Source organism: Streptomyces sp. Ag109_O5-1, from assembly GCF_003814875.1.
Lineage (GTDB): Bacteria > Actinomycetota > Actinomycetes > Streptomycetales > Streptomycetaceae > Streptomyces > Streptomyces sasae.
Window position 1 is genome coordinate 3,011,952 of sequence record NZ_RKQF01000001.1, and the last position, 20,595, is coordinate 3,032,546.

At 69.7% G+C, this 20,595-nt stretch carries 20 protein-coding genes and 4 pseudogenes; 8 read left to right on the forward strand and 16 right to left on the reverse strand.

Features of this window, described 5'->3' with window-relative positions:
- The first annotated feature begins 40 nt into the window (after window positions 1-40).
- On the forward strand, window positions 41-493 hold the full coding sequence (locus EDD90_RS13405) for an ATP-binding protein (RefSeq protein ID WP_123973234.1): 453 nt from the start codon (window positions 41-43) through the stop codon (window positions 491-493).
- Here the strand turns inward: EDD90_RS13405 and EDD90_RS13410 are convergent.
- The 6 genes and pseudogenes from EDD90_RS13410 to EDD90_RS13435 form a co-directional block, all read right to left on the reverse strand.
- Window positions 453-611: pseudogene (locus EDD90_RS13410) on the reverse strand (amino acid permease C-terminal domain-containing protein); the annotation flags it as partial. The gene EDD90_RS13405 and the pseudogene EDD90_RS13410 sit on opposite strands and share 41 nt — an antisense overlap.
- Window positions 612-960: 349 nt before the next feature.
- Complete coding sequence (ftsH, locus tag EDD90_RS13415; RefSeq protein ID WP_123973236.1) at window positions 961-2,925, reverse strand: ATP-dependent zinc metalloprotease FtsH; 1,965 nt, start codon at window positions 2,923-2,925, stop codon at window positions 961-963.
- 181 nt (window positions 2,926-3,106) lie between these two features.
- Window positions 3,107-3,268: a hypothetical protein gene (locus EDD90_RS13420; protein WP_185149068.1), complete on the reverse strand. Its 162-nt coding sequence runs from the start codon at window positions 3,266-3,268 to the stop codon at window positions 3,107-3,109.
- Between the two features lie 175 nt (window positions 3,269-3,443).
- Window positions 3,444-3,647, reverse strand: a pseudogene (locus tag EDD90_RS13425) (hypothetical protein); the annotation flags it as partial.
- 117 nt (window positions 3,648-3,764) lie between these two features.
- Window positions 3,765-4,211 (reverse strand): SPW repeat protein, encoded by a 447-nt coding sequence (locus EDD90_RS13430; RefSeq protein ID WP_260327837.1) that lies wholly within the window; start codon window positions 4,209-4,211, stop codon window positions 3,765-3,767.
- Window positions 4,212-4,465: 254 nt separating this feature from the next.
- Window positions 4,466-5,068, reverse strand: a complete 603-nt coding sequence (locus EDD90_RS13435; RefSeq protein ID WP_123973238.1) for a hypothetical protein — start codon at window positions 5,066-5,068, stop codon at window positions 4,466-4,468.
- Window positions 5,069-5,134: 66 nt separating this feature from the next.
- Here EDD90_RS13435 and EDD90_RS13440 point away from each other — a divergent pair, with 66 nt between their 5' ends.
- Window positions 5,135-6,268, forward strand: a complete 1,134-nt coding sequence (locus EDD90_RS13440; protein WP_123973239.1) for a serine hydrolase — start codon at window positions 5,135-5,137, stop codon at window positions 6,266-6,268.
- Window positions 6,269-6,573: 305 nt separating this feature from the next.
- Here the strand turns inward: EDD90_RS13440 and EDD90_RS57220 are convergent, their stop codons facing one another.
- The 3 genes from EDD90_RS57220 to EDD90_RS13450 are packed head-to-tail and all read right to left on the reverse strand — an operon-like array spanning window position 6,574 to window position 8,578.
- Window positions 6,574-6,684 (reverse strand): universal stress protein, encoded by a 111-nt coding sequence (locus EDD90_RS57220; RefSeq protein ID WP_260327838.1) that lies wholly within the window; start codon window positions 6,682-6,684, stop codon window positions 6,574-6,576.
- Window positions 6,651-7,478, reverse strand: coding sequence for a universal stress protein (locus EDD90_RS57225; protein ID WP_260327839.1), 828 nt, complete (start codon window positions 7,476-7,478; stop codon window positions 6,651-6,653). The genes EDD90_RS57220 and EDD90_RS57225 overlap by 34 nt, the downstream gene beginning before the upstream one ends.
- Window positions 7,478-8,578 (reverse strand): hypothetical protein, encoded by a 1,101-nt coding sequence (locus tag EDD90_RS13450; protein ID WP_123973241.1) that lies wholly within the window; start codon window positions 8,576-8,578, stop codon window positions 7,478-7,480. Before EDD90_RS13450 ends, EDD90_RS57225 begins: the two co-directional genes overlap by 1 nt.
- A 300-nt stretch (window positions 8,579-8,878) precedes the next feature.
- Between EDD90_RS13450 and EDD90_RS13455 the strand changes: the two are divergent.
- Window positions 8,879-9,173, forward strand: a pseudogene (locus EDD90_RS13455) (histidine kinase); the annotation flags it as partial.
- A 322-nt stretch (window positions 9,174-9,495) separates the two neighbouring features.
- On the opposite strand, the gene EDD90_RS13460 reads toward EDD90_RS13455, so the two are convergent.
- Window positions 9,496-9,960 (reverse strand): universal stress protein, encoded by a 465-nt coding sequence (locus EDD90_RS13460; protein ID WP_123973242.1) that lies wholly within the window; start codon window positions 9,958-9,960, stop codon window positions 9,496-9,498.
- Window positions 9,961-10,006: 46 nt separating this feature from the next.
- Here EDD90_RS13460 and EDD90_RS13465 point away from each other — a divergent pair, with 46 nt between their 5' ends.
- Window positions 10,007-10,285, forward strand: coding sequence for an Hsp20/alpha crystallin family protein (locus EDD90_RS13465; RefSeq protein ID WP_260327840.1), 279 nt, complete (start codon window positions 10,007-10,009; stop codon window positions 10,283-10,285).
- A 148-nt stretch (window positions 10,286-10,433) separates the two neighbouring features.
- Here the strand turns inward: EDD90_RS13465 and EDD90_RS13470 are convergent, their stop codons facing one another.
- On the reverse strand, window positions 10,434-11,327 hold the full coding sequence (locus EDD90_RS13470; RefSeq protein WP_260327841.1) for an N-acetyltransferase: 894 nt from the start codon (window positions 11,325-11,327) through the stop codon (window positions 10,434-10,436).
- A 787-nt stretch (window positions 11,328-12,114) separates the two neighbouring features.
- On the opposite strand from EDD90_RS13470, the gene EDD90_RS13475 reads away from it, so the two are divergent.
- The 4 genes from EDD90_RS13475 to EDD90_RS13485 all read left to right on the forward strand — a co-directional run bounded on the left by EDD90_RS13475 (window position 12,115) and on the right by EDD90_RS13485 (window position 13,888).
- The gene (locus EDD90_RS13475) at window positions 12,115-12,363 is read left to right on the forward strand and encodes a hypothetical protein (RefSeq protein ID WP_123973244.1); all 249 of its coding nucleotides are present in this window, start codon (window positions 12,115-12,117) and stop codon (window positions 12,361-12,363) included.
- Window positions 12,364-12,388: 25 nt separating this feature from the next.
- Window positions 12,389-12,961 carry a hypothetical protein gene (locus EDD90_RS57230; protein WP_260327842.1) on the forward strand — a complete coding sequence of 191 codons (573 nt, stop codon included), beginning with the start codon at window positions 12,389-12,391 and terminating at the stop codon, window positions 12,959-12,961.
- Entirely contained in the window at window positions 12,958-13,605 is a 648-nt protein-coding gene (locus EDD90_RS57235; protein ID WP_260327843.1) for a hypothetical protein, read from the forward strand. The genes EDD90_RS57230 and EDD90_RS57235 overlap by 4 nt, the downstream gene beginning before the upstream one ends.
- 100 nt (window positions 13,606-13,705) lie before the next feature.
- On the forward strand, window positions 13,706-13,888 hold the full coding sequence (locus EDD90_RS13485) for a hypothetical protein (RefSeq protein ID WP_123973245.1): 183 nt from the start codon (window positions 13,706-13,708) through the stop codon (window positions 13,886-13,888).
- A gap of 984 nt (window positions 13,889-14,872) precedes the next feature.
- Here the strand turns inward: EDD90_RS13485 and EDD90_RS13495 are convergent.
- The 5 genes and pseudogenes from EDD90_RS13495 to EDD90_RS13515 form a co-directional block, all read right to left on the reverse strand.
- A complete protein-coding gene (locus tag EDD90_RS13495) occupies window positions 14,873-15,115 on the reverse strand; it encodes a hypothetical protein (RefSeq protein WP_123973247.1) in 243 nt (80 codons plus the stop codon).
- A 152-nt stretch (window positions 15,116-15,267) separates the two neighbouring features.
- Window positions 15,268-15,633, reverse strand: a pseudogene (locus tag EDD90_RS57240) (hypothetical protein); the annotation flags it as partial.
- A 1,002-nt stretch (window positions 15,634-16,635) separates the two neighbouring features.
- Window positions 16,636-18,075, reverse strand: a complete 1,440-nt coding sequence (locus tag EDD90_RS13505; RefSeq protein ID WP_123973248.1) for an amino acid permease — start codon at window positions 18,073-18,075, stop codon at window positions 16,636-16,638.
- 122 nt (window positions 18,076-18,197) lie between these two features.
- Window positions 18,198-19,205 (reverse strand): ornithine carbamoyltransferase, encoded by a 1,008-nt coding sequence (argF, locus tag EDD90_RS13510; RefSeq protein WP_123973249.1) that lies wholly within the window; start codon window positions 19,203-19,205, stop codon window positions 18,198-18,200.
- 92 nt (window positions 19,206-19,297) lie between these two features.
- The gene (locus EDD90_RS13515; protein ID WP_123973250.1) at window positions 19,298-20,521 is read right to left on the reverse strand and encodes an arginine deiminase; all 1,224 of its coding nucleotides are present in this window, start codon (window positions 20,519-20,521) and stop codon (window positions 19,298-19,300) included.
- Window positions 20,522-20,595: the final 74 nt, after the last annotated feature.

A 20,595-nucleotide genomic window follows, 5' to 3' on the forward strand; every position in this document is an offset into this window, starting at 1 on the left:
CCTACAGTTGAAAGCAGGACAAGCAGTGATCGCCTGCTCCATGAACGGACCAGCCGTGTACGAACCACCTTCCTCCTCCGCCTCCTGGCGCATCGCGCTGCCGCACACCGTCGCGGCCGTGCCGGTCGCCCGTGCCCTGGTGCGTTCGGCGATGGAGGAGGCGGACCACGCGGCGGACGCCGAAACCGCGGAGCTGCTCACGGCGGAGCTGGTGGCCAACGCCGTGGAGCACACCGCCGGCCGGGGGCCGATAGAGCTGGTCGTCGAGCTGATGCCGGGCGGCTGCAAGGTCGAGGTGCACGACCCCGACCCGGCCCCGCCGGCCCCTCTGACCCGGCCCACGATCGAGCCGCCGGACCCCTGGCAGGAGGGCGGGCGCGGACTGCTGCTGATCCGCGCCCTGAGTTCGTCCTGCGGCCACCGCCCCACCGAGTCCGGCAAGGCGGTGTGGTTCAGGCTTCCTGCAGTACCGCGTCAGTGGCGTCCGGCGTAGTCACTGCGGCGGTGGCCAGCGTGGAGTTCCGGCGTCCGTAGCCGAGGTAGACCAGCAGGCCCACGACCAGGAAGACGGCGAACTGGATCCAGGTCGTCCACCCGGTCTCGTACATCAGGGAGAATCACCGCGGCGCTACCACCTGGGTAAACATGCGGGACGACCGGCTCGCTGGCTACTTTGGCGGCTGCTTACTTTCCTACCCGGCCCCATGCCTGGCATGACGGAACCGTCTCAGAGACAGTATCCACCGATGGCACACGTTGGCCCGTCGCCTTCCAGGAAACCGGAGCAAGCAGCTCTCATGCCGATGCACCCCCCTCGGGTGCGTCCACCATGTGGAGGTCCGCCCGCCGGTTCTCTGCTGCGGCGCCCTCAGCGACCGGCGCTTGACCTTCAGCGCGCCAGCAGCCCCTTGCCAGCGGCGAAGATGATGGCAAGGCCGCCGACCACCGTGCTGCTGACGATCAGCGAGGCGGGGCGCGAACTCCGGCATGGTCCTTGCCTCCCCCGTCCGCCTGGCTGCGTTCCTGGCGCAGGACGTCGAGGACGACGGAGCCGTCGACGGTCTCGTGGGTGACGAGCCGTTCGGCCAGGCGTTCCAGGGCGGGCCGGTGGCCGCGCAGCAGAGCGACCGCGCGCTGTTGGGCCTGGCGCAGCAGACGCGCGACCTCCTCGTCGACGATGCGCTGAGTCTGCTCCGAGTACGGTGGCCGGCCGGGCTCGTCGGTGGTCTCGCCGAGGTAGTGCGGGTGGGAGGAGGCGTAGCCGATCGGGCCGAGTTCGGGAGAGAGGCCGAACTCGCGGACCATACGGGTGGCGATCTGGGTGGCTCCGGCCAGGTCGTTGGCGGCTCCTGTCGATCCCTCGCCGAAGACCACGAGTTCGGCCGCGCGCCCGCCCAGGCGCACCGCCAGAAGGTCGATCATGTAACTCTCGCTGTACAAGTGGCGCTCCGCCTCGGGGAGTTGCTCGGTGACGCCGAGGGTGACGCCGGCCGGCAGGATAGTGACCTTCGCCACCGGGTCGGCGTGTTCGCACAACGCCGCGACCAGGGCGTGGCCCGATTCGTGGACGGCCACCGAGCGGCGCTCCTCGGGCAGCAGCGCGTTGGAGGACTCCCGGCGTCCCAGCAGCACACGATCGCGGGCGGCGTCCAGGTCATGCGGCTCGATCCGGGTGCGGTCGTTCCGTACGGCGTTGATGGCGCCTTCGTTGACCAGGTTGGCGAGATCCGCGCCGGAGAACCCGGGCGTGGCGCGCGCCACGGCGTCCATGTCGACATTCGGAGCCAGGAACTTGTCACGGGCGTGGACGGCGAGGATCGCGGCCCGCTCGGCCTGGTTGGGCAGGGGCACGGTGACCTGGCGGTCGAAGCGCCCGGGGCGCAGCAGGGCCGGGTCGAGGGCCTCGGGCCGGTTGGTGGCGGCGAGGACGACGATGCCACTGGACTGGTCGAAGCCGTCCATCTCGGACAGCAACTGGTTCAGGGTCTGCTCGCGCTCGTCGTTGCCGCCCAGCCGGGCCCCGCCGCCGCGACGCGATCCGAGCGCGTCGATCTCGTCGATGAAGACGATCGACGGAGCCCGTTTGCGGGCGTCGCCGAACAGGTCGCGCACCCGGGAGGCGCCGACCCCGACGAACATCTCCACGAACGCGGAGCCGGTCACCGACAGGAACGGCACCTCCGCCTCGCCGGCGACCGCCCGCGCGAAGAGCGTCTTGCCGGTCCCAGGCGGCCCCACCATGATCACGCCACGGGGTCCCTTGGCACCCGCGGCCGTGTACCGGCCGGGGTTGCGCAGAAAGTCGACGACCTCGCTGATCTCCTGCTTGACCCCGTCATAGCCGGCGATGTCGTCGAACCTGGTGGTGGGCCGCTCCGCCTCGATGATCTTCGCCCGCGAGCGTCCGATCGCGCTCAGCCCGCCGGTCACCGACCCTGCAGCCCGGCGTCCCATCCACACGAAGAAGCCGATCAGCAGCAGGAACGGCAGAAACGAGAAGAGCACGGACGACCATGCCGAGCCGCCGCTGCTGCTCTGGCTGGCGGTGATCTTCACGTGGTGGGAGGTCAGCTGCTGCTGGAGCTGGGCCCCGGTGCCCAGCGCGGTGGGGATCTGGGCGGTGAACTTCGTGCCGTCCTTCAGAGTGCCGCTGACCGCGCCCTTGTCGTTGATGTCTACCAGCTGCACCTGACTGGCGCCCACCTTGCCGACGAAGTCGCTGTAGGACAGTGAAGTCGCATGTGGCCCGGACCGGGCGCGCGAGAGCAGCAGGACGATGAGGACCGTCATCAGGATCCACCAGAACATCCACCGTCCGCCGAGCGGCTGCGGTTGCCCGGACGAGGGCCTGCGCGGTTCGCGCGGCGGCCCGGGCTTGGCGGGCGGCGTCAGATGCCGGTGCGGCATCCGCACTCGTGTGATCACCGATCCCACGCCCTTCGATCAGCACCGAACCCCGTCTACCAGCCTCAACGCGGCCGCTCCCGAGTGGCAGGGGCCGAATGGCCCTGATGAGGTCTATCCGGTCATGGCCGGCCCTGGCTCGCGGCCGGCTACAAGTCGGCGGGCGGGAGCCGACGGACGGGCGCGCTTCGTCGCCGTCGCATCAACGAGGCGCGCCCTCGTGTGCGCTGGTCGGGAAGATCAGGAACTTGATCAGCAGTGCGGCCAGCGACGTTCCGCTGGCCTCGGGGGCGGTCAACCCGAGCAGGACCAGTGCCGAGACGATGACGACTCCGCCACCGATGCCGACGAGCCCCGACAGCACCCGGCGGCCGTCCCGACCGCCAGTCCGATCAGCACCGCCGTCATGCTGCCCCTTTCCGTCCCGGCTCCTGAGCGACGAGGGATTACTCAAACCATGCACGCTATCGGGACATTGCAGAGGAGTACGGAGCGCCGCGCAGTGGCCTACGACCCACGGTCGTCCGGCACCCCACGCCCAGCTCGGCGAGGTCGTCGTAGCCCTCGAACTGACTGATGACGCCGTGGTGGTGCGGCACCCGCAACCGCCTGGAGACCTCTTCCCACTTCGGGAGTTCCTCGTCGTCCGACTGCACGCGCTGGAAGAGTTCCTCGCGACGCCATGCGGGAAGGCGCCGCAGAAGGTCCAGTGCACGGCTGAGGACCCAGGCGGCGGTGACGTTCCCGCGGCACCGGGGCGCCCCTTGACCTGCTGAATCCTGGCAGCCCATGAACTCGGCGTCACGCGTGTGGTGGGGCCGAGCGGACTCGCCTGGCCCCACCGGGGTACGGGAGGATCGTCACGACCGGCGCTTGACCCTCAGTGCCAGCAGCCCTGTGCCCGCGGCGAAGACGACGGCGAGGCTGCCGACCACTGCGTTGCTGACGATCACCGCGGCGGGGTGCGAACTCCTGGTGCCGGACACGACAAACGGGGCGATGACGGTCCACACGCCGATTCCGGCCGCCGCCCAGCACATCGCGTGCGTGCGCTCGTAGGCGGAGCCGAAGCCACCGCCCATGAAGAACGCGTATGCCAAGCCGGCGATCAGATTGGTGACGGCGAGTGTCGGCAGGGTCGTGTGGAAACCCACGATCCACGCCGATGCCGCCAGATACAGACCGGCCAGCAGGGCCAGTCCCTCCATGATCTGCGCTGCCGCCGTCGTCGTCGCCCGCTCGGAGCTGGCACGCAGCGCAAGGATGTCCGGGTGTTGTTCGATACCCGGGAATGTGCGTTCGGCCACGTCAGACACCTCCCAACTCATTCCGAACCCACTGCGCTCCCATGGCATTGGGCAGAAAGGGAAATCAACCCTTTGCCTTTCCCTACATCGTGTACTGCGTCCTCTCCCATGTCGTGGGCCGAACGGCCCCCGCACGGGGTACGGTGCGGCCCGACCCATCCAAGGTCCCCCCTCCGCATCCGCGGGCGCACCGCGGTGACATGGCCAGGCCTTCCGACCCACCAGATACCGCTCGCTTCGCGGCTGCTGCTGGGCTACCGCCCCCGGTACAGCCGATCGAGGTCGACGAGCACCACATGTCCGTTGGCTTCGGCCGCGCGGAGCGCGGAGGTGAAGCCGACACCGCTGTAGCAGGCGGGTCGAGTGTGGGTGATCGCCTCGCCGCCGGAGGCGAGCAGGTCGAGGAGGTGCCGCAGGTGTTCCAGGCGGTGCAGGTCCATGACCTCGTCCCAGCGGGCCATTCCCACCGACAGCAGAGCGCCGGGACGGGCACCGGCCTGGCCGCGTACGACGACCTCCGCTTGCGCGTCGGGGCCGCCACGGTGCGCCGGGTCGGGGAGTGAGCCGTGGGCTGCCGTCGCGGGGTGTGCGCCGAAGACCGCCGGGTCTGCGAAGTCCATGACCCAGTCCCGGCAGATCTGGGCGAAATGGGGGCCGGCCACCGTGGAGTCGAAGACGGGACGCGCACGCCGCCAGACCTCGCCGGTGTCCTGCTGCTCCAGCGCCGAGCGGCAGGGCCAGACAGCCGCGTGCTCGAAGGCGAGCAGCGGCTCGGTGATGCGCAGCCGGATCAGGTGCGGGCGGAAGGCGTCGACGTTCCGGGAAACCCCCTCGTTCCGCGGGTGGATCCGTCGCACTGACCTGGACCGGCACCATCGTCACGCCAGGACGACGGGGACCACAGGGAACGAGGCGGGAGAACGATGAGGGGCTCACGATTCGGGGCGTTGGCGCTGCTGACGGTGTGCGCGCTGGTTTCCGGGGCAGGCGGTGCGGTCGCCGCGCCGCCCGCCGCGGTGCCGGATGGAATTGGGTTGCAGGCGGCGCTGGATCGGGTGAGGGCAGCTGGAGCGATCGGCGCGGTCGCCGAGGTCCGCCAGGGTGACGCCGTATGGCGCGGCAGCAGCGGCACGTCCAGGCTCAACGGCCGCCGACCCGCCCCCGTCGACGGCCGCTTCCGCGCCGGAAGCCTCACCAAGACGTTCACCGCCACCGTGGTGCTCCAGCTGGTGGGCGAGGGGCGGCTGCGTCTGTCCGACACCGCCGAGCGGTGGCTCCCCGGCCTCGTCCCCGCCCCCGGAGGCGACCGCATCACGGTCCGGGAACTGCTCCAGCACGCCAGCGGCCTGCCCGAATACACCGACGGACTGCTCGATGGCGACGCCCCCCGTGACCGCTTCCGCACCTGGACACCCGCCGAGCTGGTCGGACGTGCCGTCAAGGACGGCCACGGCAACCGCTCTCTGCTGTTCCCGCCGGGCACCGATCACCATTACTCCAACACGGATTACATCGTGCTCGGGATGATCGTCGAAAGAGTCACCGGCCGCTCCTACCGCGCCGAAATCGACCAGCGCATCATCGAGCCACTCGGGCTCCGGGACACCCGCCTGCCAGGCTCCTCCCCCTTCATCACCGGGCCCCATTCCCATGGCTATGAACCGCTGGAGAAAGCGGACGGGACACTCGTCCCGGTCGACTACACCACCGTCAACATGTCCATCGCCGGTGCTGCTGGCGAGATCATCTCCACCACCGCCGACCTCGACCACTTCTTCCGTACCCTGCTCAGCGGCGGCCTCCTGCGCCCGGCAGAGCTGCGCGAGATGACCACCGACACCAGCGGCGACGGCTGGGGTCTCGGCCTGGAGATGGCCACCCTTCCCTGCGGCACCATCGTGGGCCACGGCGGCGGCGCCCCCGGCTACCGCACCATTTCCTTCCACACACTCGACGGCACCCGCCAAGTCACGCTGGACTGGACCGACTGGGGCACCGACACTGACGCCAGCCCTGCCGCCCTCGCCCTGATGACCACCGCCCTCTGCCCCTCCTAGCGCCGCCTTCGACGAAACCGCCGGACCGAGACGGTTCCAGCCCCCCCCTCCCGGCAGCCGACTGATATCCCAAACCGCCTGCCGTTCGGTTCAGCGCCCACGGGCGCTGAACCGAACGGCAAACCCGATCACTCTCCATCTTCAGAACCACCTGAGCTGTTGAAAGAAGATGTGACACAGGCACTGAAGCTCCCCACTCCGTTGAACGGCGGACCGAGTGAGGCGAGGAGCGGCCCTGGTCGTTTGTTCTCAGAGATCCCCATCAAGACCGAGGGTGCCAGGGCCGGGGGACCGGTTCGCACAAGTCACCCCCGCGGGACGACAGCCACCGGGCAGTGCGCGTACTGCAGAACGGCGTGCGTGACCGGGCCCAGGGAACGGCCTATGCGGTGCGCGGGCCTGCGTGCGCCCAACACGACGAGATCCGCGACGGGACCCTCACCACCTCTTCGGTCACCTCGAGGTCCGGGAACTCGGCCTGGACGGAGCCGAGCACGCGCGTGCTCGCCGCCGCCTTCGCCTCCACGGCACCCCGCACCGCGTCGGCCATGGGCGCCATGCTCCCGACGTAGCAGATGTAGGTCCACGCACTCAGCAGACGCAAGGACGCCTTCCGCCGCCTGGCCGTCTCCCCGGCGAAGCACACCGCTCCGAGGTCTCCCTCATCCCGTACGCCCACCACGACCACCCCGCTCGACGGCCGCTCCCTACCACGCACGACGACTACCGGGCACCTCGCCTGCCCGGCCTGCGTCAGCGCGACCGAGCCCAGCAGCATCGCGGAGAAACCACCCATCCCCCGTGAACCGACGACGATCGTCACCGCGGCGTCCCTGGCATGCGGCACTGCCGATGCGGCCCGTAGCAGGCTGTCCACCACGGGTTCCCGGCCGACCTCCGTGGTGACCACCAGGTCGGGTGCCCTGTCGGCGGCCGCGGCCGCCGCCTCGGCCAGCAGGGAGCGGGCGGCCTCGCGGACCCGCCGGGCGGTTCCGTCGGACAGGCGCTCCGCCAGGTCGAGGTCGACGGCGCACACGATGTGCAGGGGCTGATGCCGAAGAGCGGCCTCCTGCGCCGCCCACAGCGCGGCACGTGCAGCTCCGGCCGAGCCGTCAGTCCCCACCACCACCGGTCCCTCGGACATACCCGGCCGGCTCTTCCCAGCACCGAGCAGCACACGCAGCAGCCCCGGCCGAGCGAGAGGGGGCATCACAGCGGCACCCCCGGGTCGGTGTACCGCAGGAGCACCCCCACCCCGTCCTCCAGAGGCAACTCCTCCCGTGGCACGACCACCAGCTCCGCGCCGGTGCGGACCAGCGCGCGGATCAAGGCCGCGCCGGGGGGCTCCTCCTGGAAGCCGAGAACGCCGAAGGACTCCAGGCCGGCGGACGACAGGGCGATCTGCGTCGGCTCCGAGCCGGCCCACAGCCGCAAGGGCAGATCGACGGGCGTGTTCAGCAGCAGTGCGCCTGCCTGAGAGCGCTGCAACGCGGCCACGACCGCTGCCATGCCCTCGGCCGCGTCGGCATGCTGGGGCCGCCGCGCCCGGAACGACTCCACCCGAGCCCGGTCCCGCTCGCTCATCCGGCCCCGGAAGACATCGCTCAGCTCCTGCTCCAGCAGGGCCCGGCCCTCACCGGCCGTGTGCCCGTCCCCCGCGACGGTGACCACCCGCTCACGCAAAGGGTCGGGCAGGCGGCTCTCCAGGACGTTGCGCGCCCGTGCCTCCCCGCCCAGCACGATCACCTCGGCGCGACTGAGGTGGACCAGTTCCGCCAGCTCACGGGCGATCTCGGCGGCGCCGTGCGGCCACCGGGCCGAAGGACCACTGCGGTGGTGCCGCGGTCCCGGTGCGACTGTACTGCTCGGCCACCTCCCCGACTGGAAGTCCACCTCCAGTTCCTCCGGCGCGCCGGTCTCCGGGTGTACGACGCGGTGCACGGCGGCGGCTGTATACGGGATGTCCGGGGCGTGCTGGACCGCGAGCGGCATCACATCGGGCAACGCGCTGAACCGGGCCGCGTCGTGCGCCGGCGGGGCGGGCAGTTCCTCCACCAGGGCCAGATGGCCGTGGCTCGCGAAGATGGCCTGCCCGTGTCGCCCGGAAACCTCCCGGTCGGTGCCCGCCACATCGGCGACAACGGCCACGGTGGCATGGTCGGCCCCCTGCTGTGCCAGATCCTCACGCAGATGCCGGCGCCGCAGCCTGATCGCCGCCTCCGGGTCGCGGACATCACGCGAGGTGTCCAGGTAGGCGCAGGCATAAGGGCCCGGTCGTGCGTACACGGGGTCGAGAAAGGTCAGTTCCACGGTCGCTCCTCATCACGGTGGCCGGCCGAGCCACCCTGAACCGCTCCCGCTGCCCCGGCCATCGCTTGAGTGACACCCCCAAGCCCGCCTCCGCTACTTCCAGTAGACCTCCCGGCCACCGACTTTGCGCGCCGGACGGTGCACCGCAGACTCACCGGGGGCACAGAGCATGCGGATCGCGGATCGAATCCGCAGTGAAGGTTCCCCGGGGCCACTTCGCGCCGCCCGTCCTGGTCAAACGATCTTCAAGTGGGGCGTTGCTGGAGGCGGTCCTGGCCGACGTCTTCGGCGCGGTCGAGAACCCGACCGCTGGCCGGCTTCGCGGGGCACGCGGCGGTGGCGATGGAGCTGGCAACCCGGCGGCAGGAAGCCGGACAGGGGCCCTGCTGCGCGAACGGGAGCGGATCCTCGCGACCTGCATGACATCGTCATCCAGCGGCTGTTCGCATCGGGTCTGGGCCTGCAGGGTGTCCAGCCGTTCGTGGAGCGCCCTGAGGCCGCAGAGCGGCTGGCCCGGACCCTGGACGATCTCGACACCACCATCAAGATCATCCGTTCCGTGGTCTTCGGGCTGCGTACGTCGGGAGAGAGCCCGAAAGGCCGGGAGCGTGGTGCCGGGTGACCGCGGCCCGGCGCTGAGCGACGTCGCCCCGGACACCTCAGTAAGCCGCACCGACGATGTCCGTATTCACCCTTCTCGCGTCGGGCGGTGCGGGCAGCCGGGGTCCTTCGGCCTCCGTCGCCTGGTTGGCACATAACAAGCTGTCAGCCCGCCTGGTTACCAACCCGCGTCTCCAACCGCCCTCTGATGGCAGCGGACTTCGCGGAGTCGCGCGGTAGCGACCGGATGCGGTCAAGCCTCACGCCGGGACAGGCGTCTCCCGTCGGCCGATCAGTGGGAGTTATGCGCCTACTGCTCAGGCTCCTTGACCGGAGCCGCGGATCACGACGACCGGACACGGGGCGTGATGCACGCAGTGCTGACCGACCGAGCCCAGTAGCGCCTCGCGGAATCCGCCGTGCCCTCGGCTGCCTACGACCAGCAACTGCGCTCCTGCGGCGGCATCGATCAGGACAGCGGCCGGGTGTCCGTGAACCGAGATGGGACGGAGGTCGACCTGCCGTCCCGGGCCCGGACCGAGAGCCTCGTCGATTGCCCGGTCCAGGATCTTGCGTACCTGCTCCTGGAAGTCAGCCTGATCCTTGTCCGAGGGCGGCGCCAGGCCGTACCAGGCCGTCGGGGAGTCCCAGGCAATGATCGCGTCGACCACGCCACCGATCAGCTTCGCCTGGCCGACCGCCCACCTCAGGGCTGCCTTCGACGGTTCGGAGCCGTCGACACCCACCACGATCCGCGGAGGGGACGTCGCTTCGTTACTCATCACACACCTGCCTGGTCGCGCCTAGTTCTCCCACTCCACCATCCCCGTGGCGGCAGCGGGCCGCCACCTCAGTACGGATGAACGGTTCCTGGCGGCCGCCGGCGTCACCGTCGCGGCCGACGCCTGGTCACCTCTGGCCGGCCTGCAGGAAACGAACGACGCCTACGCGGTCAAGGCCGAGGTGCCCGGCATCAAGCGCGAAGACATCGACGTCGAGATCAGCGAGCGGGAACTGTCCATCATCAGGAGCCCGCTTGAGCGCGGTGACAGTGCTCGTCGCTTGGCGTGTCCCTCACTGAACGCCGCTCCGCCGCTCAACGGGTGACGTGCGGATTCTGCCCTGCAGTTCACCCGGCTGACCCACGTCGGCCGGGCCGATCAGGTACCGGGACCGTGCATGGGCAGCCCTTCGGGTCGCGCCGCTGGGCCGGCAGGGCCGCGGAAGGGAGGCAGATCGACTGGGCACGCAGGGCTCAGGGACGGCGGATGAAGGACACCAGCCGGTCGATCTCGCTGAAGCCTGCCGACTCGAACAAGCAGATCGCCGCGGCGGGGTCGCGCTCGGCGGCGCCGGACGCGTCGTCGCCGGCGGGGACGCAGGCGATGACCTCGCGCGCGCCCGCCTCGGCCAGGACGATCAAGCACTGGGTGAGCAGGCTGTGGCCGAGCCCGCGGCCGCGGTGGGCGGGGTCGGTGCTGATCCACCGCAGCACGCCGGCCCCGTTCACCGGGCGGCCGATGGTGGCCTGGGCGACCGCGGTGCCGTCCGGCTCGCGCACGCACAGCTGCCAGCCGGGCGAGTCGGCGCACTCGCTCATCTCCGCGACCGGATAGCTGAGCACCCCCAAAGGGGCCGTGGGAAGGAGCCGTTGGAAGTATCGCCACCGGTCGCGAGCGGTGAACCCACTCCTCTCCAAGGCCCGGCGGGTGCCCGGACGGCTGCGCGCCGGGAGGCCCCCCACCTCGGGCGCCAGTGCCGAAGCGAACTCGAACGCGTACACCGGGCGCGAGCCGAGCCGGTCGAGGGCACGGACGATCAGGGCCTGCGCCAGGGCAGGCTCCTCCTCAAGACAGTGCAGCCACAGGGCAAGGCCGGCCCCGTCCGAAGGGCGGACGGCATAGGAGATGACGCCCAGCACCCGGACACCGTCATGGATCACCTCGGTGACCAGCCCATGGAGGTCGGCCCACCGGCTGCCGTCCACCGGTGAGCGGCCCGCCAGCGCCTCGGCAACCATGGCCGCGGACATGGAAGACTGCCCGGGCAGCCGGTCGGCATCGATCAGATCCAGCACGGCCTGTTCGTCCCCCGCCTCGTAGCACCGCACCGACAACTGCGACACCGAACCGGAACTCGTGCTCGCCACGGACTTCTTCCGCCCCTTCCTGAACCGTTCTTTCCCCAGCCTGCCCCTGCCGGTCCGCACCTGCCACCACCACGGACGTCGTGTCGGCCGACCTGACTCTCCCGCCCGTCACGACGGCAGAGCGAGGTGTTGCATGGCCGAGTCGACTGGGGATTCGGGGGCGGCGATGGACGCGAAACGGAGCCCGACCGGAGCAGGAGGCCGCTGGGGGGGCCGCTGCAGGCCACGCTTGGTGCTCTTCGGTTCCACGGGGAGCGTAGACGTGGCGAAACCTTCGCACCGAGGTCAGGCTGCGGTGCGAAGGCTCCGAGGGCAAAACAGTCCCCGGTAGTGCTGCACGTGTCCTGGGGCTTCAGTCGTCACTGCCGCCTCGGTATCGCGCCGGCTTGCCGGGGGCCTGAACCACATCCTGTCAGAGTTCGCTCCGCCGACTAGACGTCCTCGTCGACTTTGTGACTCTTTCGGTGTTGTGGGCTATTAACCATTGATACGCGGGATATGTTCCTAGTCAATAGGTTTTAGGTAAATGTACGCGAGCAGGTCGCCCAGTTGACCTGGCGGGGGCCGGGTGACAGTTCCAGCCCCTGCCCGACCCCCAGTACTGCGGCCCGGGCGGTCGCGCACGGCCACCACACGGTCGGCGACGGGCAGGGGCACGGCGTCGTCCAGGACGGCCAGCGGGACGTCACCTGTTCCCGCCGTGTCACCGGTATCTCAGAAGGCCCCGTGTTCCACGGCGCCGGCCTGACCCCAGTCCATCGCCACCCTCATCGCCGTCTACGGGGTTTTGACGACCCCTCTCGGCTGGTCGGTCGCGCGTGGGCACCAGCTGCAGATCCCCGACAACACCGCCACCCACCAACACCTCTACGGCGGCCGCGAAAACACGGAAGCCGGCTTCTCCCGGCTCGACCGCTCCCTGTGGAACCGCCGCATGATCGCCTTCGGCGCCGAAGCCCAGAGCCTGGTCGTCCTCGGCTTCCTCCTCGCCCAGAACGCCACCAGCGCAGCCCGCTACCAAGTGGAAAATCCCTGATCAGTGGGGCAACGACGTCATCGTCGTGTACGGATTCACCGCGCCGGAGAACGACGAAGCGGCCTTGCAGGGCATCCACGGCACCCCGAAGTTGCTCATCGTGGTCGATGAGGCCGGCGGTATCGCCCGCACGATCGGCAACGGCACCAACAACCTGCTCACCGGTGACGCGCGAATGTTGGCGATCGGCAACCCCGGCATGGACGACCCGAGGAGCTGGTTCAAAGGGGTGTGCGAGGAGGGCGACGCCCCCGAGGAACCGTCCACCGTCACCATCCCCATCGCCACGTTCGCGTCGCCGACCGTCACCGGTGAACGCGTCCCGTACTTCAACGACTGCCCCGACGGCGTCCCCACCCACTCCCTCGCGATCCACCTCCCGGATCAGGAGTGGATCGACCGCACCATCCGCGAGTACGGGCCCGATCACCCGTACGTCATAGCCAAGGTGCACGCGAAGTTCCCGAAGGGCGGAGGCGGCCTCACCATCCCCGTGACCTGGGTCGAAGCGGCACAGCAGATGAACGATCCGGCCGGGCCCGGGGGCGGCGGCTGTGCGACCTCGGCCTCGACGGCGAGACCGGCACCCATACGGTGAAGGACGGCGCCTGGGCCCGCCTCGGCGTCGACGTCGCAGCGGACGGCGGCGACGAGTTCGTCATCTGCCGCATCGTCGGCGACGTCATCGAGACCTGCTACTGCTCGTCGGGCACCATGAACGACGACCAGGTCCTCGTCGCTGAGAAAGTCCTCGAGGAGATCAAGGCCGCGCAGCGCCTCGCCGACGCCCTCGGTTCCCCTCACCCGGTCCGCGTCAAAGTCGACCAGAACGGCATCGGCCACGTTGTGGTCTCCATGCTGAAGCGGTGGGCCGACACCGGTCGCCACCAGGCGCAGATCGTCGGCGTCATGGTGTCGGAGTCCCCCACCCAGGACGACCCGGGCGCCCTGATGCGCCCGTACCGCAAGCGCGACGAGATGTGGCTCGCGACCAGGGGGCTCCTACAGCCGGACCCGTCCACCGGTCTCGGCCGGCTCCGGCTTCGCGTCAACCGGCAGACCGGCATCCAGCCCTCCACCCCGCACCTAGGCTCCAACAGCGCCGGCTACAGCGTTGTCGAGTCAAAGAAGGCGATGAAGCAGCGCGGCATGAAGTCACCCGACCGCGCCGACGCGACCCTGCTCACCGTATACGAGCCCGAGCCGATCAACCCTCCGCGCCGCCGCGGCCTGCTCAACTAGAAGCCGACAACCGGGCCCCCTTCGCCCGCGGTCCCTGACGGCCCCCAGGACGCTGGTACGGTCCACGCATGGACGTCGCGCCCAAGCCCAGGCCTTCGCCGTGCCCCTGAGGGCCGCTGAGCAGGATCAGGTTCAGCTCGCCGCGACCGCCGCGGGCAAGACCGTCGACGCGTTCATGCGGGACGCGGTCCTCCACGCAGCGCACGACCCGTTCCTCGCCGCTCTGGAGCACGCCGCCACCCGCGCGGCCGCGGACCGGATCCAGCACGGCTACGCCGGCTGAACCGCAACCGCGCGTGATCGCGAGCACGAAAACGCATTGTGACCAGCCTCAAGGGCGAGGACGCTGGGGCCGTGGATTCGACCGTAAAAACCCTCTTGGCCGATACAGTGCGCGGCCTGCTCCCCGCCCCGGATCCGGTACGCCGCCGCCGGGCACGTGCAAGCGCCCGAAAGCTCGTTGACTACGGCCCGTGGGCGGAAGACGACGACACAAGGACGGGCCCGGACGTCGCCAAACTTGCACTGCTGCGGCTGCTCCACCTGCAGCAGCAGACACGCAGGGCAGCGATGGCGGGAGTCGACGAGGCGGTGGTCCAACTGGCCAGGTCCTCGGTCGAGGTGTGTGTCCTTAGCGATCAAGGCCGCATGCGGCACGGCATTGATCGGAAGCCGAGTGGACAGGACATCAGCCACCTACGGCCGACCCGGGCTCCGGGACCATCCCCGCGGGCGCGGAGAGCAGCCGCGGACTTCGACCATGCCGTCCACGCGCTTGGGACCATCCCCGCGGGCGCGGGGAGCAGGCAGGTTCCCGTTCCCGCCGCCACGGGCGGACGGGACCATCCCCGCGGGCGCGGGGATGGTCCCGCGTTCTCCGGGCGTACGGCCTGTGGCGGTAACGAGATGCAGAGGTTGATGCAGCTCAGCGCCGGCGGGCTTGAGCGTATCCATCGCAACAGGTGTGGTGCTATCGCTGGATCGGGTGGTTCCAGACTCGGCCCGGAGTAGGTCGACGCCGATAAGGCCCGTCGCGCCGGAGCTGCCGCTGCGAGAGCCTTGCGACGGCGACTCCATCGCTTCCTTGCCGCACGCCAAGGTGCAGGTGACGGACACCGTCACGGGTGCGCACTGGATGGCCTTCGTGCTGCCGGGCTGGGTACCTGCGTGAGTGGCTGGTCCCGGCGTGGCGATCTCACCGCGCGGTATGCCAGGGAAAACGGTGCGGGCCCCGGTGACGTTCACCACCAGGCGCGGTGTCTCGCGCTTACCCGGTGCGGCCCTGGCTCTTGCTTCTCATCGCGCCGATCGTCTGACCGGCCATGAGGAGGCAGGCGATCAGGGCGAAGGGCCAGATCCAGAGGGGGGCGTCGGTGTTGTAGAGGGGGGTGAGGGCCGACAGGAGCGACAAGGCGGCCCAGACGGTGAGTCGTGTGGAGAGAAGTAGCCAGGGGTTGGTCGGGCATGCGAAGAGGATGAGCCCGCGTATCGAGTCCGGGGGGATGGCCATGTGTGTCTCCGTGTCCGTTCATGTCTCGGCGGCCGGAGGTGCCCCCGCGGCCGGAGTGGTGGCCGATTCTCACGAGAACGGGTATTGCCGACCGCCTGTTGGGACCACGTGACCGCCGAATAGGCAGTGCAGGGCCCGTTTCGGTCCTCGTACTTCGGGCGGGCCAGCGTGTTACTGCCCGACGTGACCTTCTCCGAGACCACCTTGGTGGTCGAGTTGTCCGTGGGCAGGTAGGTGCTGGAGACCTGCCAGGTCGTGGCCGCCGGATCCACCTTCGCGAACGTGGTGGTCGTGCCCTCGTCGTCCTTGAGCGTGAACGAGCCGGTCAGCGACCCCGTGAGCGTCAGGTCCTCCGAGCCGGGCTCCGGCTTCCAGCCACCCGCGGAGGTGGCGGTGAACCCGGTCTCATTGCCGTCCACGTCCACCAGGGCGACCGAGGTGGCCGAGGTCTGGCGGACGTCCACCCAGTCCGAGTCGGTGATCTGCGCGGTGGTGCCAGAGGTCCACTGAGGGCCGAAGAATCAATCGGAATGAAATCGACAAGAGTCCTGCTGGATCACCTGACATGCTTTAAAAGGCTGATGGCCGCAAGTTATCTACTGGTTCACCAGGGGTAGGCCCAAGGGCCGCCATGCCTTGCACGCCCAGGGCACGGAGCCTGCCGCGGGAGACGCTGACCGCACGGTGTCCGGCGGACAGTGTCCCCGTGGCCGCGGTAGGACATCGGCACACCGCTGGCAAAGCTGTACCCCTTGGCCGCCAGCAGCGCACGTCGGATGAGGCCGGGGCATCGATGACACCGTGAGTGCGGGCCGCCCTGATGCTGTGTACCGACCCTGGCGGCGTGAGTGAGGTCCCAGCAGATTCCCGAGCGGATCAGCCGGGGCCCGGACGTTCATCCCGTGTTTCTTGTGCTTGATACCGGAATAGTGCGTGGAGGTTGGCGGCGCCCCGGCTCCAGAACGGTATACCCGAGCACACTGTGGCAGCGTGGGTGGGCGACTCTGTCGAGGAGCTGCGGCGCACCTACAGTCATCTCCTGCGCGACCATGCCGATACGCATGGCGCGGTGGCCGCTGGCCTGACGGCGCGGCCACGCCCCTCCGTCACTGACACTGCAGCGTGACGGCACGCGCTATCCGCGCGGCCCGCAGATGACCGCACGAGCACTGGGGGAACTTCGGCAGGGCTGAAGCCGGCAACCGGCTTCAGCCCTGTTTCGCGTTTTCCGATCCACCCATCTCGCCTCCCCAGATCACACCGGGGCCGCCATCCGACTCGACGTCCCCGTGGTCTATCGAGGGGGTACGAGCTAACTAAGCGAGTAAGGCCGCATACGGCGCGGCACTGATCGGAAGCCAAGTGGACAGGACCTCAGCCACCTACGGCCGCCCCGGGCTCCGCAGGAGCCGGGTTTCCCAACCCAAGATCCGTGGCTGCTCTCATGGCTACGTACGTAGCCGTGTGGTCCGGTTTGAACCAGTGTGGAGCGGGGTCCGCGTCAGTCTCCGCTCTGCGGTTCAGACGGCCTGCGGCTCCCGCTCAGGGACGGCGTCCGCTCTCTCGCCCAAGCCTCTGACCAGCGTGGATTTCCGGCGCCCGTAGCCGAGGTAGACCAGCAGGCCCACGACCAGGAAGACGGCGAACTGGATCCAGGTCGTCCACCCGGTCTCGTACATCAGGTACAGGCAGAAGCCGACGCCCAGCAGCGGCATGACCGGGTAGAGCGGCACCCGGAAGGTGCGGGCGAGGCCCGGTTCGCGGCGGCGCAGGGCGATCACCGCGATGTTCACCACGGCCATGATCGCGAGGGTGCCGATGGTGCACAGGTTCATCACCGCGTCCAGCGAGGCGAAGGCCGCCGGGAGCGCGAAGACGACCGCGACGATCAGGGTGCCGGAGACCGGTGTGGCGGTCCGCGGCGAGACCCGCTCGAAGACACGCGGGATCAGACCGTCCCGGGACATCGACATCAGGATGCGGGTCTGGCCGTACATCACGGCGAGCACCACGGAGGCGATGGCGACGACCGCGCCGAAGGCGATCACCCCGCCGCCGATCGTGGACCCGGTGATCTGGTTGACGACGTAGGACAGGGCGGCGGGGCGGCCGGCGACCTGGTCGCCGCCGATGGCGCCGGTCGCGGCGAGGGCGACCGCGCAGTAGAGCAGGGTGACCACGCCCATGCAGACGAGGATCGCGACCGGGATGTCCCGGCGCGGGTTCTTCGCCTCCTCACCGGCGGTGGTGATCGCGTCGAAGCCGATGTACGAGAAGAACGCGGCGGTGGTGCCCGCGCCGATGCCGCCGAAGCCGGCCGGGGAGAACGGCACCAGGTTGCCGTCCTTGAAGGCGCTGAAGCCGATCACGCAGAAGGCGACCAGGATGACCAGCTTCACGGCGGCCATCGCGGCGGTGGCGCGGGCGCTCTCCCGCACCCCGCGCATCAGCAGCACGGCGGCCATCGCGATGACGACCACCGCGGGGAGGTTCACGATCCCGCCGTCGCCGGGGCCCGCGGCCAGGGCGTGCGGGAGCTGGAGGCCGGTGAGGCTGTGCAGCAGTTCGTCGACGTACTGGCTCCAGCCGACCGCGACGGCGGAGATCGAGACGCCGTACTCCAGGAGCAGGCACCAGCCGACCAGGAAGGCGGTGGACTCGCCGAGACCGGCATAGGCGAAGGAGTACGACGATCCGGAGACCGGGATCGCGCCGCCCAGCTCGGCGAAGGAGAGGGCGGTGAAGACGCAGGTGACCGCGGCGAGGGCGAAGGAGACGACGACGGCCGGTCCGGCCTGGGCGACCGAGTCGGACAGACCGACGAAGATGCCGGTGCCGACGATCGCGCCGATGCCGAAGCAGATCAGCTGGAAGAGGCCCATGGTGCGGCGGAGGCCGTGGCCCGCCCGGTCGGCGCCGGATTCGGCGACCAGCAGGTGCGGGGACTTGATGCGGGGCATGCGGGTGGTGCTCGTTTCTGGTGGTGCGAACGTCCCTGATGGGGGCGTGGGTGCGGCCTCGGCAGGGGTGGCGCCGGGCCGCCGAAAGGATAGGGCCTGGTGAGGCCTTTGCGGTACGACGATCAGGCGAGCGTGGCCACCAGGACCGCCTTGATGGTGTGCATCCGGTTCTCGGCCTCGTCGAAGACGACCGAGTGCTCGGACTCGAACACCTCGTCGGTGACCTCCAGCTCGGTCAGCCCGTGCCGCTCGTGGATCTCGCGGCCGACGTCGGTGCCGAGGTCGTGGAAGGCCGGCAGGCAGTGCAGGAACTTGACGTCGGCGTTGCCGGTGGCACGCAGCACGTCCATGGTGACGGCGTAGGGGCCGAGCAGCGCGATGCGCTCGTCCCAGACCTCCTTGGGCTCGCCCATCGACACCCATACGTCGGTGGCGATGAAGTCGGCGGCGCGCACGCCTTCCTTCACGTCCTCAGTGAGCGTGATCCGGGCCCCGGACGCGTCGGCGAGCTGCTGGGCCAGCTCGACGATGGTGTCGTCCGGCCACAGCAGCCGGGGGGCGACGATCCGGACGTCCATGCCGAGCAGGGCGCCGGTGACCAGGTAGGAGTTGCCCATGTTGTAGCGGGCGTCGCCGAGGTAGGCGAAGGCGATGCCGGTGAGCGGCTTGTCGCTGTGCTCGGTCATGGTGAGCACGTCGGCGAGCATCTGGGTGGGGTGCCATTCGTCGGTGAGGCCGTTGTAGACGGGGACCCCGGCGAACGCGGCCAGCTCCTCCACGACACCCTGTCCGTGCCCGCGGTACTCGATCGCGTCGAACATCCGGCCGAGGACCCGGGCGGTGTCCTTCACCGACTCCTTGTGCCCGATCTGCGAGCCGGCCGGGTCGAGGTAGGTGGTGTGGGCGCCCTGGTCGGCGGCGGCGACCTCGAAGGCGCAGCGGGTGCGGGTGGAGGTCTTCTCGAAGACCAGCGCGATGTTCTTGCCGCGCAGGTGCTGCGTCTCGGTCCCGGCCTTCTTGGCCGCCTTCAGCTCGGCGGCCAGCTCGACCAGCCCGCGGAACTCCTCCTGGGTGAAGTCCAGCTCCTTGAGGAAGTGGCGGCCGGCGAGGGCGGTCGGGACTGTCGCCATGGGGGCGCTCCAGAGTACGGGTCGGCTTCAGGGACCATGGAAGTCTATACGATGTTCCACATTTCTATACAGTCGCTCCGCCGGGGGCTGCGTCACACCGCGTCCCGCTCCACCGGGCAGCTCATACAGCGCGGCCCGCCCCTGCCCCGGCCCAGCTCACTGCCCGGGATCTCTATCACCTCGATGCCCTGCTTGCGCAGATGGGTGTTGGTGGTGGAGTTGCGTTCGTAGGCGACGACGACACCGGGTTCGACGGCGAGCACGTTGCAGCCGTCGTCCCACTGCTCGCGCTCGGCCGCGTGCACGTCCTGGGTGGCAGTGAGGACCCGGATCTCGCTGAGGCCGAGTGCGGCGGCGATCGCGCGGTGCATGTGCTCCGGCGGATGGTCGGTGACCTTGAGCTCCTTGTCGGCCCCGCCCGGTTCGATGGTGTACGAGCGGAGCATGCCGAGCCCGGCGTACTGGGTGAAGGTGCCGCCGTCGACCATCGTCATCACGGTGTCGAGATGCATGAAGGCGCGCCCCTTCGGCATGTCGAGGGCCACGATCGTCCGCGCGGAGCCCGCCGCGAACAGCTTGTGCGCGAGCATCTCCACGGCCTGCGGGGTGGTGCGCTCGCTCATACCGATCAGGACCGCGCCGTTGCCGATCACCAGGACGTCACCGCCCTCGATGGTGGAGGGGTAGGCGGCCTGCCCCTCCGACCAGACGTGGAACGTCTCGTCACGGAAGAGGGGGTGGTGCCGGTAGATCGCCTCGAAGTGCACGGTCTCGCGCTGCCGGGCGGGCCAGCGCATGGCGTTGATGGAGACCCCGTCGTAGACCCAGGCGGAGGTGTCGCGGGTGAAGAGGTGGTTGGGGAGCGGTTCGAGGAGGAAGTCGTCGAGGTCCATCACATGGAAGCGGACCGAGGTGGGCTCCTCGTGCGCGTCCAGGAACTCCCGCTTGGTCATGCCGCCGACCAGCGCCTCGGCCAGCTCGCGCGCGGGCAGCGCCTCGAAGGCGGCGCGCAGGTGGTCGGTGGCGAGGGGGCCGTACTCCTTCTCGTCGAAGACCCGGTCCAGGACGAGGCTGCGGGCGGCGGGGAGGTCCAGGGTCTCGGTGAGCAGGTCGCCGAAGAGATGGACGGCGACCCCGCGGTCGCGCAGGACGTCGGCGAAGCCGTCGTGCTCGGCCCGGGCCCGGCGCACCCAGAGGACGTCGTCGAAGAGAAGGGCGTCCTTGTTGCTCGGGGTGAGCCTTTTCAGCTCCAGGTCCGGCCGGTGCAGGATGACCCGGCGCAGCCGCCCGGCCTCGGAGTCGACATGGAATCCCATGTCTCCATCCTGACCATCGCCGACCGTCTTCACCCCCCGCTCGACCGTTTCTTGTTGTCGTCCCCTTGACGACA

Bases quoted from the DNA above. Each gene is read 5' to 3' on its own strand.
- EDD90_RS13405 (WP_123973234.1), top strand. From the start codon at position 41: ATGAACGGACCAGCCGTGTACGAACCACCTTCCTCCTCCGCCTCCTGG.
- EDD90_RS13440 (WP_123973239.1), top strand. From the start codon at position 5,135: ATGAGGGGCTCACGATTCGGGGCGTTGGCGCTGCTGACGGTGTGCGCG.
- EDD90_RS57225 (WP_260327839.1), bottom strand. From the start codon at position 7,478: ATGCCCCCTCTCGCTCGGCCGGGGCTGCTGCGTGTGCTGCTCGGTGCT.
- EDD90_RS13460 (WP_123973242.1), bottom strand. From the start codon at position 9,960: ATGAGTAACGAAGCGACGTCCCCTCCGCGGATCGTGGTGGGTGTCGAC.
- EDD90_RS13495 (WP_123973247.1), bottom strand. From the start codon at position 15,115: ATGGCCATCCCCCCGGACTCGATACGCGGGCTCATCCTCTTCGCATGC.
- EDD90_RS13505 (WP_123973248.1), bottom strand. From the start codon at position 18,075: ATGCCCCGCATCAAGTCCCCGCACCTGCTGGTCGCCGAATCCGGCGCC.
- argF (WP_123973249.1), bottom strand. From the start codon at position 19,205: ATGGCGACAGTCCCGACCGCCCTCGCCGGCCGCCACTTCCTCAAGGAG.
- EDD90_RS13515 (WP_123973250.1), bottom strand. From the start codon at position 20,521: ATGGGATTCCATGTCGACTCCGAGGCCGGGCGGCTGCGCCGGGTCATC.